The organism is Nocardia sp. NPDC055053 (assembly GCF_053608285.1).
In genome coordinates this window covers 100963-114153 of the sequence record NZ_JBSGVD010000019.1, presented here as the reverse complement: position 1 = coordinate 114153, position 13191 = coordinate 100963, and the positions used below count along the sequence as shown (strand labels likewise).

The following is a 13191-nucleotide window of genomic DNA, read 5'->3' as shown; positions in this document are numbered from 1 at the left end:
TCGACCTCGTCGAGGTCCTTGTCTGGCCGCAGCCCCCTCCAGTTGGGTTGTGCCCCGACGCTCGGGCGAACTCCCTCCGGACAGGCTCAGTCGCGAAGCGAGGTCACCAGCATCGCCATCCCGGCCCCGGTGAACAACACCGTGACCCCTGCCAGGACGAAGAACCCGAAATTCGGCTCCACCCCGTTGGCGAGCAGGGTCGGCACGAACACTCCGAGCGGCACAGCTCCGGCAAAAGCCCACGCACCCAGCCGGAAAGCCCCCATGAACACCCCCACCGGCTCGAATATCCCTACCAACGCCAGCCCGACCCCCACGAACGCCAGCCACAGCCACCACCCCAGACGCCCGGTCTGACGCGGGTCGTAGGAATCGGACTGCCCGTCGATGACAACGCCGACGACCTGTCCCCGCCACGTCCGCAGTGTCGCCTGCCCACCTTCCCGGGCCTTGGCGAAGAGTTCGCCGTTCACGTCGTGCGAGTGCTGCGTCCCGTCGCGCATCCACCTGATCGTAAGGTGATTCGTCGTGGTCGTGCTGGTGGTGCCATCGCTGTTGAAGTGGGTGGAAGTCGTAGTGGACGTGTCCTTCTCGATGATGGTGACGGTCTCTTCGTCGAAGCAGCTGCCTGCACTCTTCTCACATGCAACCTGATGCCGATACTCCCGCGTCTGGTGAAACGGATCCACCGCATGCGCCAGCGCGAACACCACCAGTCCGACCCCGACCAGGAACGCCAGCGCCCTACCAACCATCGCCTCTCCCACCAAGTTCCGATGACATACCTGCTGCGAGGTTGATCCGAACTTCCCCGAAGAGCCTCCGACATTACCGCCGCACGCCCTCCCACACACCGATTTTCCTTACTCTGGGCAATGATTCGCGTGAATGGTGACCTCTTCGCCTCCGGCGTGCCGACGGGCACCGCGCGCCCGGCTGCGGCTTGCGATCTGTGTCGGAGTTCAGGCGGCTCTGGTGCTACGCGCTCGCATCCCGCCGCAGTCGAACATTCCCAGCCCTGCATCGACCATCAGCAACCAGAGGAGAACCATGTCAACGACCACGACCGACACCGATACATCGACCATCGACCCGGTCGAGTCGATCAGCAACAGCGACCTCGCCCGTCGCGTCCACCTCGGCACTGCCGGGCCCATCACCGAGCTCGGTGAAGACCCGGTGATCGCGCGTTGGCGTGCGCAGTTCCCGGGCTGGCGCGGCAGGCACTGGACCTACCGCGCTACCGACGCCGACACGCTGCGACTGCACCCGCTCAACGTCACCCACAACCGCCGCACCCGCTGACCGTCGCCCTACCCCGCACGCGGCGGCGCGTTCACTCGCACTCGACTGCCGGTGAACGCCCCGTCGCCGTTCCCATCGAAGAGGAGTTCCGTTGCCCACCAGCACGATCGAACCCGTCGACACGATCGACCTCGACCAGACCACCACCGAAACGTCCGACACCATCACCGAGGCCGAAGCTGCGAACGACAACGACAACGACATGTGATCGTGCCTGCGCCGCCGCACGCCGAGGCCAGGAACATGGACCCGGCCGAGTTGGTGATCGGGCACAACGTACGCCCCGAGGAGCAGATCAACCTCGACGCCCACCTCAAGGAAGTCGCCTCGATCCGCATGCTCGGGGTCCGCGACCCGATCCTGGCCGAACGCGGCCCCGACGGGCAGATCGTCGTCCTCGACGGCCAGGTCCGTGCCCTGATCGCCTCCCTGCCCTACGCTGCCGCCGGGTTCGCGATCGCAACCGCCGACCCCGTCTACCTCGACCACGACAACTACGTCGCCGCCGAAGACCTCGTCACCGCCGACCAGGTCGCGGTGACTGAATCCGGCATCTGGGCCGACCCCGCCCGATGGGTGGTCGCGCTCGAACGGATCGAGGACGCCGAGGTCGTCGACGAGGACACCGGGCAGGTGATCGACCCTGACACCGTCGACTTCGACGCCGACGGCGATACCCCGCCCGCCGTGGGCTTGCGCTACGGCCTGATCCACCGGGATGTGTGGCTGGCGACCTATTTCCTGGCCGTCGACCAGCTCGAACCCGCCGAGCTGCAGCGTCGCACCACCGACCCGGACCTCACCGGCGACGGTACCGACCCGACAGAGGCGCTCGCGCGGGCCGAGGAGGAACACACCGCGGCAGCTCGGCGCGGGGAGCGGCGCAGAGTGATCGAGCTCAACAAACGCGGCGCCGCGGCCGAGGCCCGCCGTATCGAATTCCTGGCCCGGTTGCTGTCGGGACGGACCTTGCCCGCCGGTGCCGCGCAGTTCGTCGCCGAGTCCCTGGCGCGCGAGGCCGGGCTGCTGTCCGGGACGCGGGCGCGGGCGTTCGCGATGCAACGGCTCGGGCTGACTACCAGCGCCGAGCTGATCGAGCGCGCCACGAGCGGGACCACGACCGAGGGGTGGCGGTTCGTGCTCGGGTTGGTGCTGGCCGCTCACAAATTCGCCCTCGGCAAGGACTCCTGGCGCCAGCACCGGTGGCTGCGCTCCAGCGCACCCCACTACCTGCACCACCTCGCCGAGGTCGGCGAAGCGAAGGGTTCGAGTTGGTCGATGTCGAACTCGCCACCGCCGGAGACCTCGACCCCGACACCATCAACCTCGAACCGAACGCTCACACAGACGACCTGGCGAGCGATCCCACCGACGATGCCGACGCTGGGGCGGGCGACACCAACACCGCATCACCGGGACTCGGCGCAGCAGCATGAGCGTGCAACGCACAAGGGGCGGCCCGGTCAGAGGTGGATCGGCCGGGCCGCTCCGTGCACGACCCGACGGGCCCGCCACCGACGCGGCCGGTTCGACGAGCAGGAAAGCACCTGTCTGCCAATCTGATTCCGAAGGAGTGCTCTGTTGTGGAAGCCGATCACGAACAGTCCGAATCGCCCTCGTTCGCTCAACCGTCCGGTGCCGACGCCTTCGCGGCGGTGAGGGTCAACGACGCCGGGCAGCTGATCGCCGCGGTACCGGCGATGCTCCGGTTCGTTCCCACCCAGTCGCTGGTGCTGGCGCTGCTCACCCCAACCCCCGGCACCACCGCGCCGCGGCGAGCAATTCAGATGGTGGTCCGGCTCGACCTCGACGCAGTCACCGATCTGGACAATGCAGGCGAAGTGATGAACCTCCTGGAAACAATGTGCCAGCGCGAGAACGCCACCGCGACAACCGCGATAGCCGTCGACGACCGACCCGACGCCGAGGCGACCGCCAGGCTGGCCGTGGAACTGCTGCGGTCCTCGACGGTGGGGCTGGTCCATGCCTGGCTGGTCCCGATCATCACCGCCGGCGCGACCTATCGCGGCCTGCTCGACGGTGATACCGCCGGGACTGTGAACGATCCCGCTGCCTCGCCGGTCGCGTTCGCCCAGATCCTCGACGGCGTCCAGATCCGCAGCAGCCGCATCGAACTGCTCGACCTGATCGCTGTCGATACGGATGCGGCCGCAGCGCTCGCCCCGCTCATCGACCCGGCAGTCGAGCACTACCGGACCGAGCTGGCCGCCGCGGTCGCGCAGGATCGCCGTACCACCTTTCAGCACGATGCCGCGCGAGCGGTACTGGATCAGATCGCGGTCATCGGTGAATTCGGCTGCGCCTTTGAGTGTCTGGCTACTGTCGTGGCGGCGCTGCGCGACGTGGTGATCCGCGACGTCATGCTCGGGTTGACCAGCACCCAGGCAACGGTGCGTTCATTCAGTGCACCGCGGTCGACCGCTACCACTTCAACATCGATCACCTGATGTACGAGGGTGAGACTCTCTACGACCTGATCGATGGAGTCCAGCTGTCGGGGATGTTACCCGCCCCGTCGTCGAAGAGCTTCAAGCTGTTGATGAGCGGAGCCGGTGTGGCCACACGGGTCCTGACCCTGCTCAACCGAGCCACCGCCGTCGAGCGTGGAGTACTACCCCGATAGCTGTTCCGAGCACCGCCGGACCTGCCGTCGGATGTAGGTCGCTGGTCGGTCGGACCGCTCGGCCAGAGCCGGTTCGGACAGGACCCGTCACAGCAAGAGACGCAGGTGCAGAGCGTTCCAGAAAGCTTCCTCCTGTCCTGCCCAAGCCGCCAACTGGGAGGGATGTTCCGGCTCGCTGTCACCGTCGTCGGGCTCCTCAGCTACCGCAAGTTCGTCCTCGGACCGGCCGCTCTGCTCATAGTCATCGCCACCGCTTTATGCAGATCGCGTAGAACGCCGACCTGTCCCCAACACCCCTGCGGGGAACAACGCACCGGTCACCGAAGCGGTGACGGCGGAACCGGCCGAGGTGATCGGCCAGCAGACGCGAACTGAAACGCGTCACACTGTTCGTCCCACGCGATGACCATTATTGGTCCGGATGTGGGTCGAGTAGGGCGGCGGCGGTGGCGATGATCGCCAGGTCGGTCGTGTCGTCGGCGGTGGCCGCGATACCGGAACGGAACAAGGACGCGCCCTCGATGAGAATGGTGAATACGCGCGCGTTGACCCGGCAGGTCAGTTCGGGCAGTTCGGGACGTCTGGCGCGGATCGCGGCAGCGACATGCGCCTCGTAGGTGCGGTAGAACGTTTGCACGACCGCTGCGACCGCGTCGTCGCGGCCGGCCAGCGCCCACAGTTCGGCGTAGATGCGAACCAGGTCGTGGTCGTGTTGTTCGGCCAACAGCAGCCTGGGCAGGTCTTCGGCGAGGACGGCGGTGTCGGTGGCGGCCAGCAGCGGAGTGAGCCGTCGCAGCGAGCGTTGCAGGGTTCGGTCGAGTACGGCAGCGACTAGATCGGCGTGGTTGCGGAAGTAGTACTGCAGATGCCCCAGTCGCACCCCGGCGGCGGCGGCGACAGCGCGCATCGTCAATTCGGCGTGTCCGGATCGGACGAGGATCCCTTCGGCGATGTCGAGTAACTGCGCGCGGCGCCGCGCACCCTTGTCCGTGCCCGCCACGCGGCCGCCGGTGGCCTCGTCGTTCACGCGGTCCGGGCGCCGGTGTGCCCGGAGATCGTCAGCTCGACCCCGTGCGCGGCGAGGAAGGCAGGCACCGATTCAGGCGCCGGCGTCAACTCGGGGAAGTTCACCCCGGAGTGTGTCGGGCCGCCATCGGCGCCGAGCGCACGCCGCAGAGCCGCCAGGGCACCGACCGCGGTGAGATGCGCCTGCCCTGCCCGATCGGTGACAGTGGCGGTGCGATGCTCACCACCGTGACCGATGTCGACGCGCACGGTCGCTGTTCCACCCTCGCCGGGCGAGTACAGCAGCGCCCGACGCATCCCGATGTAGCGGTCACCGCGTCCCCACCGGAATACACCTAGATGTTTGGCCGCCAGCAGCGCCGATGTCGCAGCGGCGGAACTGAATCCGATGCGCGTGGCCGCCGTCGCGGCCCCCAGCGTCAAGGGAAAAGTGAACTGCTCAGGGGTATCGATCAGCGCCACCTTCGTACGGTGCCCACCGATCACCACCCGCTCCACCGCGCTGAGCGGCATGACCATGTGCCGCTGCCCGTCGCGCACCACCTCGTAGTCGAGCCCGAGCCGATCCATGAACTCGACCGAGTCCGCGCCGGCCCGATCCCGTAGATCCCACCGTATCGCCACCTCGGCCGTGTCCACACCGCCGAGTTCGGCCGCGAGATTCGCGGCGACCAGACCAACGACCCCACCCATCCACGACGACGACAGCACCACCGGCGCACGCGGATCCAGCAACGCGGTGACCGCGACCGCGCGCTGCACCCGGGCCGTCCATCGGGTGATATCCACATACGGGATACCCGCCGTCACCGCGGCACGCAACACCCGATCATCGGGATCGTTGACCAATCCGACCACCGCGCGCACTCGGGCGCGAAACCCGTCGGGGCTCCCCAGATCCCATACCCGCAGGCCCGCACCGAGTTCATCTGCCAGCGTTCGACCACGCTCGATCGATCGGCCGGTCAGCATGATCGGGAACGCGGAGGCGGCTAGTCGTGCCACCTCGGCTCCGACCGTGCCGTAACCGCCGACGAGCAGTACAGGACCATCGCTGTCCAGTTCGAGGACATCACTCATATCCGTCAATATAGGTCACTCAACCTATAATTTCTAGGTCAATCGACCTAGAACACTGCACATGACTGATTCGATGCCTGTTACAGGGTCGGACCGTATCGTTGTACGCAGAAAGCTCTCAGGCGTCTTGCGATGGTCTAGAGCTTGTCGGCCGCGTGATGAGCGGAGATGGAGGCCGGGCACTACGCTCAACACCCAGCCCAGCACGCTGTTGGGCTGTCACACCGGTAGGTCTCCGACTCACCGGGGCGATTCATGATCAGGCACCTGAGATATCAGGTGCCGTGGGAAAATCGGGCGAAGTGAGGGGGCGAAGCCAGAGGCTGACGGCATTGAGGTCTTCGAGCGAAAGTGCTCCGGTCCGATCCTCGCACTCACGGTGGCAACCTCGTTTGTAGTCTGGTCGCGTGTACATGCGGGTGTGGCAAACTTTGCAATCCCATGCGGTCACAGCTGTATCCTCCTTTCTCATTTATGGCTGCATGGCGACCATTCACAGCCACGTGGTCTAGACCGGACCGACACCAGCCCGAGCAACAAGCCTGGCTTACCTCGCCAAAACGCATCGTGGTGTGGCGTGTCGACCCGCGTTCACAGCAGGTCTCGATTGGCCCTGCACCTGTACCGGCCTCATGAATGTTGGTATCAGACGATGGATCTCGAAATATGAGATGCGAAACTTTCTGATCACCATCGCCGGAATCGCCCCGTCGGTTGGAAGCGCGCGCAGAAACAATGCGTCACGACAGCGACGCGCCGCGGCGAACTCGGCCGTCGCAGCGGCCATGGCCGACAGCGATTCGGGTTGGCGCACGTATAGTGCAGCCTTGACCACCTCCAGCACCCATCGAGTCCCCTGATAGTCCGCGACTGCGGCGGACGATATCCTGGTCCGGCACCCCACATTGCGGCTGCGGACACCGATACCGATTCGGCGCGAACGCCTGAAGCCCACGCAGCTTGAGTCGGCACCGCCCCTGAGCACACCGTCGGTGCCGCCGCAACAGGATCCGTGCTTGTTCGCGGTCGAGGTGCCCCGGATCCAGGCGGCAGAGCGCATGATCCACGGAAGCCTTCCACGCGGCCCTCGCGGTCACGCGGTCGTAGATTCGTTGGGAGTACTTTTCGTCCAGCCCGGCGTCACAAATCCGCAGCAACCCATCCCCTGAGCTCGGCTGCTTCAAAGCCTGTTCAGCACGGGCCCGCACTTTGCAGTGCTCGGCTCTGCATTCCTCTGCGACCACAAGGAAAGCCATTGCCGCAAAGTAGGAGTAAATGAGACCCAGGTCGCCGTTGCAGTCATGGACCATACGTTCTGGGTCGAGGGGATCTGGCGTGGTCATCAGGGGATACCCAGTTTCGCACAGAACGTCGTCGTAGCGGAGCTTGCGCGCGGAACCCCTCGAATTCGAGCCGCCGTAATGGCCGAGATCAACATCATGACCGGCCGTGCATCGAGCCACTGGAGGTCGGCGCGCCGATCGGACCGCTACCGTCAATCACCAGTTGCGACTGAAGGAGTGCACCCGCATCGGCAGCTATGGCGGGCTGGCCGAGGCGCTGCAGGATCTGCCATGCAGTCGCTGTCGCAGCGGTGATGACCGGAAGCCCTAGACTCGTTTGAACTTCCGGGATCGCTGCCAGGGACGGCATCTGCACACACGCCGACAGCACCACGACATCGACGCCACGCAGATCCAGTCCCGCGGCAATCTCGTTGAGGCCGGCCGGATCGAGTCTGCCGACGTCGAGATTGTCCTCAACCTCGAGGCTGATCGCGTCGTGGACTTCAACCCCCTCAGTCTCGATGTAGTCGACTACTTTCCTGGTCAGAGACTTGACGTAGGGCGTGACGATCGCCACCTTCTTCGCACCGAGATGGTGCAGACCTTCGATCAGTGCACCCGCACTGGAAACAACACCCCCGGCTCCGTGCTGTTCGGCGACCTCGGTGAGGCGGCGTTCGATGCCGCGATGCACGCCGGGCCCCTGGGACATGATTGCGACCAAGCATGCGTACGCCATGACATCCACCTCGGCGTCGGCCAGCTCTACAGTCGCACGCTCCGCTTCCGTGTTCATGGCGGCGAGCTCTTCCGGCGACACGGTCTTCATTCGCATGCGGCTGGAGTGAAAGCTGAACTGTTGACCCGTCAGCCGGGACGTCCGGCGAAGGACCTCCGGCACTTCTGTCTCCATGGTGGTGTTCGAGCTGGGAACCAGCAGGCCGATTCGGTGATTGGGCATCTTTTCTCCACAGCAGTTCGAGGTGGCAGGTGGCGGCCGCGGGGTTGCGTTGCCAGTCGGTCCGAGCCTATGCGCGAATTCGTTGACAATCAATAGTTCACATGTGATTATGGGATTTAAGAGAGTCGAGGCCAGGTCAGATGCGCCACCAAGCGGGTTTCGGCCAACAGACAAGGAGGTCTTCCATGGTCATTGCGGCGAAACTCCCTGCGACACCCGTGCCACCCTTCCTGCAGCCACCGATGTTCGTGGCGTCGGAGAGGATGGTGCGAGGCAACATCAACGCCTACGACGTCAACACTCTCCCGCCGGGCACTCAGCGGGAGATGGTCGACATCCTGGCGTCCGACCGCGCGTTCTCCTTCGGAATCCTGCATCTGCCGCCCGGTCCGCAGCCGAAAGCGGTTGCGGCATTCATGCATCCGCGGGAGAACCAGACCCGCCAGTACCTCACTCCATACCTCCTCGCCGCCGGGTACGCGGTGTGGGGCCAGACCAGCCGTGCCCTGAACAACGATTCCGACATGGTCCACGAAGAGATCGTCCGTGACACTGCTGCCGGCATCCGCTTCTTGAAGAGCCGAGGTTTCGAGACGATCATCCTGGTCGGCAGCAGCGGCGGCACGTCACTGCTGTCCTACTACCAGTGGCAGGCGACCCTGGCGCCTGGCGACCGGTTCACGTTCGCACCCCATGGCGAGGTGACGAAGTTCGCCGAAGAGGACATGCCGGCTGCGGATCTGTTCATTGCGGTCGCACCGCACGCCGGCGAGGGCATGATCATGCTGAACATGCTGGACCCAGCCGTGGTCGACGAGTCCAACCCGCTGGCGATCGATCCGGAGCTGGACATGTTCAACCCAGCGAACGGATACCGGCCCTATCCGGAACCCAGCAGCTACGATCCCGCTTGGCTGGCACAGTATCGGCGAGCGCAGCGGACTCGCGCGCGACGACTGGATGTGCTCGCACGCACCTCGATTGCGGACTACGAGGATGCCCGGGCAGCGGTCGACCCACAGCGGATCAGCACTCCGACCGCACGTCGCGCCCTGATGAGCCCCTACATGAGCATCTACGGCACGGTGGCTAATCCCTCGCATCTGGATCCAAGCATCGATCCGAACCACCGAATGCTGGGATCGATCTTCGCGTTCGGCCACCCACTGCGTGGTTCGTACGGTCCCCTGGCGTTGGGCCGCATTCTCACCCCACGTGCGTGGTTGTCGACGTGGAGCGGATTGTCCGCACAAGCCGAGTGGACCTATGCCGCCGAGCACTTGACCGTCCCGAACCTCGTCATTACCCCGCTAGGCGACACCGATGCGTTTCCTCAGGAACAGCGCGAGATCTTCTCTCGCATCCCGGTCGAGGACAAGACGATGGTCGAGCTCGACTACGCCCATCACTACCTGATGCTGCTGCCCGAAGCCCCCGTTTCCTACAACCCGCGCGAGAAGGCCGGCGAGGTCATCGTCGACTGGCTGAAAAGCAGGGTGTGACAACGTATCCGGAGTATCACCAATGCCTTACTACCGTTCCGTTGGCGAAGTCCCTCACAAGCGCCACACCCAGTTCAAGCAGCCCGACGGCACCCTCTACCGCGAGGAACTGATGGGCACAGAGGGCTTCTCCGCCGATTCTGCCCTGCTCTACCATCGCCACTCCCCTTCCGATGTACTGACCGCGGAGGTGTGGGAGATCGACGGCGACCACGGCAGGCCGAATCATCCGCTGGTTCCTCGGCTGTTGCAGACACATGAGCTCGACGTCGGCGGAGATGCGGTAACCGGACGGCGGTTGCTCGCCGACAATGCCGATGTCCGGATTTCGTATGTCGCGGCTGATCAGCCGAGTCCGCTGTACCGCAACGCAATCGGCGACGAGCTCTACTTCGTCGAATCCGGTACCGCACGGTGCGAATCAGTTTTCGGCGTCCTCGAGGTAGGCCCCGGTGACTACGTCGTGATGCCTACATCGACGACGCACCGATGGGTTCCGACCGCGGAGGGCAAACCGACGCGGCTGCTGATCGTCGAGTCGAGGGGAACGATCCGCGCCCCTCGTCGATACGTCTCCGATCGCGGCCAGTTTCTCGAACACTCCCCCTACTGCGAACGCGACCTGCGCTCCCCCGAGGCGCCTCTGCTCGACGAGGGCGACAGCGTGGAAGTGCTCGTGCGTCATCACACCGGCGGAACACGCTACGTGTGCGCCAAACACCCCTTCGACGTGGTCGGATGGGACGGGTGCCTCTACCCATACGCCCTCAACGTGGCCGACTTCGAGCCGATCAGCGGCCGCATCCACCAGCCACCCCCGACCTTCCAGACATTCGAGGGCCCCAACTTCGTGATCTGCTCATTCGTGCCGCACAAGGCCGAATACCATCCCGACGCCGTCATCGTCCCGTACCACCACGCCAACGTCGACTCCGACGAGCTGATGTTCTACGGCGATGGCGGGCGCGGCGGCCACGGCATCACCGAAGGGTCGATCACCTGGCACCCGGCCGGATTCATCCACGGCCCCCACACAGATGAACTCGAGATGTCGACCGCCATGTACAACGACGGTCTCGTCGACATCAAGCCCCTCAACGCCGTCATGATCGATACCTTCCGCCCCCTGAACATCGCCCCCGACGCGCTCGCCGTCGACGATCCCGGGTACCTGTCCACCTGGCGAACCGCCATTGCTTCCCCGACCCCAGGAGCGCGATGAAGCGCGATCAAGTTCTCCACCACCTGTCCACCCCGCTGGGTTCGCCGCCCTATCCACTGGCTGCCAACCGGTTCTACGACCGCGAGTACCTGAATATCGTCTACCACACCGACTTCGACGTGCTACGCGCGATCGTTCCGGAGCCACTCGAGATCGACGAGCCACTCGTACGGTTCGAGATCATGCACATGGGTGACATCGGTGGACTGGGCCCGTACACCGAGGCTGGGGTCGCGGTGAAGGTCCGCCTCGGTGACGAGGAAGGTGAATACCTGCACGCGATGTACCTCGACAACTTTCCGGCGACCGTCGGTGGTCGAGAGCTGTCGGCCTATCCGAAGGTCCTCGGCGCCCCGCGCCTCTACATCGATCACGGAGCCCTGATCGGGACGCTCGACGTCGGTACTGTGCGGGTGGCCACCGCCACCATGGGTTACAAGCATTTTCCGCTCGACCTCGACGAGGCCAAGGCACAGATCACCGTGCCGACCTACATGATCAAACTCGTTCCGGGCTACGATCTACGGCCGCGGGTGGCAGATCTGGTACGTACGCAGATCACCGACATCACGGTCAAGGAAGCATGGACTGCCCCCGGTCGGCTGCAACTATTCGAACACGCGCTGGCACCGGTGGCCGACCTTCCGGTGCGAAGCATCGTATCGGTCAGCCACATCGTCACCGATCTCAATCTCGCTCCGGCCGTTCCGGTCCACGACTACCTCAGCGACGACCAAGCGGGCTGAAGGCGCGGAATGCCATGACCACCGAAGCATGGATCACACCCGAAGGTGATGTGCACCTCCGGATCTGGTTGGAGGGCATGGCATTCGACTACATAGCGTCCGCAACGGTGGTCGGCAATCTGATCCAGGATTGCAGGCAAAGACATTGGTGTACCGTCGAACTGGTCCCTGACTCCGACGAAGACAATGGACCGTTCCCACGGCTACCGTGTGAACAGTTGTTCCTCGGGCCGTGATCAGCAACATCAAGAAAAGCCGACGGCCCACGCAATTGATTCAGCGTGGGCCCGGTCTATTTGCGAAGAACCGTCCTCAGCAGGATCCGGGAGACGGATAACTATCCCTCGCCTACCGACTCTCGGAGAGATCGATTACTTCTTCAGCGATAGGACGGTCCGGGGGGCCGTATGCCCTCATCCACTCGATGGTTTCACCCTCGGCATCAACGAGCCTCAAAACAACCATCAACGCTGGGCTATCGGCAGGCAGGCCGAGGTAGTGCGCAGTTATCGGCGGCGCAGCGGCTGCCTGGATCTGACGATACAGTTTGGCAGCCACGACGCCCTCCGATTCCAGGAGCGGAATCATGTGCATCGTCTGGAGATCGCGTTTGCGGTGCCGCTCACCGATCTCAGGAAGCTGCACATGGTGTGTGACCACTTTTGCTTTGCCACGATGTGTGATCACCCGCAGCGCCTGCCAGAGACGAGATCCCGGTTCGCGACCGAACGCTCGACACGCCGCCGCCGGGGCGACATCCACCGACGAAGCAATGAGTTCGTAGCGCAGCGGCGAATCCCGCGCCGGGGGAAAGAAATGCGGAACGGACTCAAAAGGCGGCTCGGGTGGGACGAACGTAGCTCGGCTTCGACGGCCGCGACCGCGGTCGATGAGCCCCTCGCGTCCGAGCCTTTCCAGGGCGTTTCGAGACGTGATGACACTCACACCGAAACGGGCTGCAAGCTCCCGCTCGCCTGGAAAGTCTTCGCGGCCGATCCAGAGCCCGTCAAGGATTTCTGCTCGCAACTGCCGGTAGATCTGGACCTGCGCGGGCACGTCGGAGGCGAGTATTTCGACGTTGTTGCCGACGTGCGAGGCGACTGGACGCGTGGACATGACTCCATACTTGCATTCGCCGGCTCCATACGCGCGCTCCGTCCATACGCCTCGCCCGCAGCCAGCCTGTGCGTCTTCGATCAGAACCGAACCAACACATCGTCCGGCACAACCTGCCAGCCAAGGACGGTCCGGCCAGCGAGATTCGAGCAGATCGAAATGAGTTCCGCAGGTGCGGGCTGTATCCGCGGGCAGGCGTACCCGCACGCGCGGATCCCCGAGACGTGTCCGAGCGGAACAGCGCACCTTCCTTTACCACGCGGTCCACGGCACATCCGCGACAGTCAGGTGCGCGCGGAGTCC

General features: G+C 64.6%; 11 protein-coding genes. 6 read left to right on the top strand and 5 right to left on the bottom strand.

Features of this window, described 5'->3' with window-relative positions:
- Nucleotides 1-86: 86 nt before the first annotated feature.
- The gene (locus ACWF82_RS20920) at nucleotides 87-770 is read right to left on the bottom strand and encodes a hypothetical protein (RefSeq protein WP_452503456.1); all 684 of its coding nucleotides are present in this window, start codon (nucleotides 768-770) and stop codon (nucleotides 87-89) included.
- Nucleotides 771-1050: 280 nt separating this feature from the next.
- Between ACWF82_RS20920 and ACWF82_RS20915 the strand changes: the two genes are divergently transcribed.
- The 3 genes from ACWF82_RS20915 to ACWF82_RS20905 all read left to right on the top strand — a co-directional run bounded on the left by ACWF82_RS20915 (nucleotide 1051) and on the right by ACWF82_RS20905 (nucleotide 3773).
- Nucleotides 1051-1305 (top strand): hypothetical protein, encoded by a 255-nt coding sequence (locus ACWF82_RS20915; RefSeq protein WP_452503454.1) that lies wholly within the window; start codon nucleotides 1051-1053, stop codon nucleotides 1303-1305.
- 204 nt (nucleotides 1306-1509) lie between these two features.
- On the top strand, nucleotides 1510-2868 hold the full coding sequence (locus ACWF82_RS20910; protein ID WP_452503452.1) for a ParB/Srx family N-terminal domain-containing protein: 1359 nt from the start codon (nucleotides 1510-1512) through the stop codon (nucleotides 2866-2868).
- 20 nt (nucleotides 2869-2888) lie between these two features.
- On the top strand, nucleotides 2889-3773 hold the full coding sequence (locus ACWF82_RS20905; RefSeq protein WP_452503450.1) for a DUF4192 domain-containing protein: 885 nt from the start codon (nucleotides 2889-2891) through the stop codon (nucleotides 3771-3773).
- A 585-nt stretch (nucleotides 3774-4358) separates the two neighbouring features.
- Here ACWF82_RS20905 and ACWF82_RS20900 read toward each other — a convergent pair.
- The 3 genes from ACWF82_RS20900 to ACWF82_RS20890 all read right to left on the bottom strand — a co-directional run bounded on the left by ACWF82_RS20900 (nucleotide 4359) and on the right by ACWF82_RS20890 (nucleotide 8302).
- The gene (locus tag ACWF82_RS20900) at nucleotides 4359-4976 is read right to left on the bottom strand and encodes a TetR/AcrR family transcriptional regulator (protein ID WP_452503448.1); all 618 of its coding nucleotides are present in this window, start codon (nucleotides 4974-4976) and stop codon (nucleotides 4359-4361) included.
- On the bottom strand, nucleotides 4973-6055 hold the full coding sequence (locus ACWF82_RS20895; RefSeq protein ID WP_452503447.1) for a saccharopine dehydrogenase: 1083 nt from the start codon (nucleotides 6053-6055) through the stop codon (nucleotides 4973-4975). Before ACWF82_RS20895 ends, ACWF82_RS20900 begins: the two co-directional genes overlap by 4 nt.
- Before the next feature lie 1437 nt (nucleotides 6056-7492).
- Nucleotides 7493-8302, bottom strand: a complete 810-nt coding sequence (locus ACWF82_RS20890) for a maleate cis-trans isomerase family protein (RefSeq protein ID WP_452503446.1) — start codon at nucleotides 8300-8302, stop codon at nucleotides 7493-7495.
- A gap of 185 nt (nucleotides 8303-8487) precedes the next feature.
- Between ACWF82_RS20890 and ACWF82_RS20885 the strand changes: the two genes are divergently transcribed.
- Genes ACWF82_RS20885 through ACWF82_RS20875 form a run of 3 tightly spaced genes read left to right on the top strand, consistent with a single transcriptional unit; the run spans nucleotide 8488 to nucleotide 11772 of the window.
- A complete protein-coding gene (locus tag ACWF82_RS20885) occupies nucleotides 8488-9804 on the top strand; it encodes an alpha/beta hydrolase (protein ID WP_452503445.1) in 1317 nt (438 codons plus the stop codon).
- A 22-nt stretch (nucleotides 9805-9826) separates the two neighbouring features.
- Nucleotides 9827-11026 carry a homogentisate 1,2-dioxygenase gene (locus ACWF82_RS20880; RefSeq protein ID WP_452503444.1) on the top strand — a complete coding sequence of 400 codons (1200 nt, stop codon included), beginning with the start codon at nucleotides 9827-9829 and terminating at the stop codon, nucleotides 11024-11026.
- Nucleotides 11023-11772 carry an acetoacetate decarboxylase gene (locus tag ACWF82_RS20875; RefSeq protein ID WP_452503443.1) on the top strand — a complete coding sequence of 250 codons (750 nt, stop codon included), beginning with the start codon at nucleotides 11023-11025 and terminating at the stop codon, nucleotides 11770-11772. The genes ACWF82_RS20880 and ACWF82_RS20875 overlap by 4 nt, the downstream gene beginning before the upstream one ends.
- A 348-nt stretch (nucleotides 11773-12120) precedes the next feature.
- On the opposite strand, the gene ACWF82_RS20870 is transcribed toward ACWF82_RS20875, so the two are convergent.
- Nucleotides 12121-12888 (bottom strand): GntR family transcriptional regulator, encoded by a 768-nt coding sequence (locus ACWF82_RS20870; protein WP_452503441.1) that lies wholly within the window; start codon nucleotides 12886-12888, stop codon nucleotides 12121-12123.
- Between the last annotated feature and the right edge of the window lie 303 nt (nucleotides 12889-13191).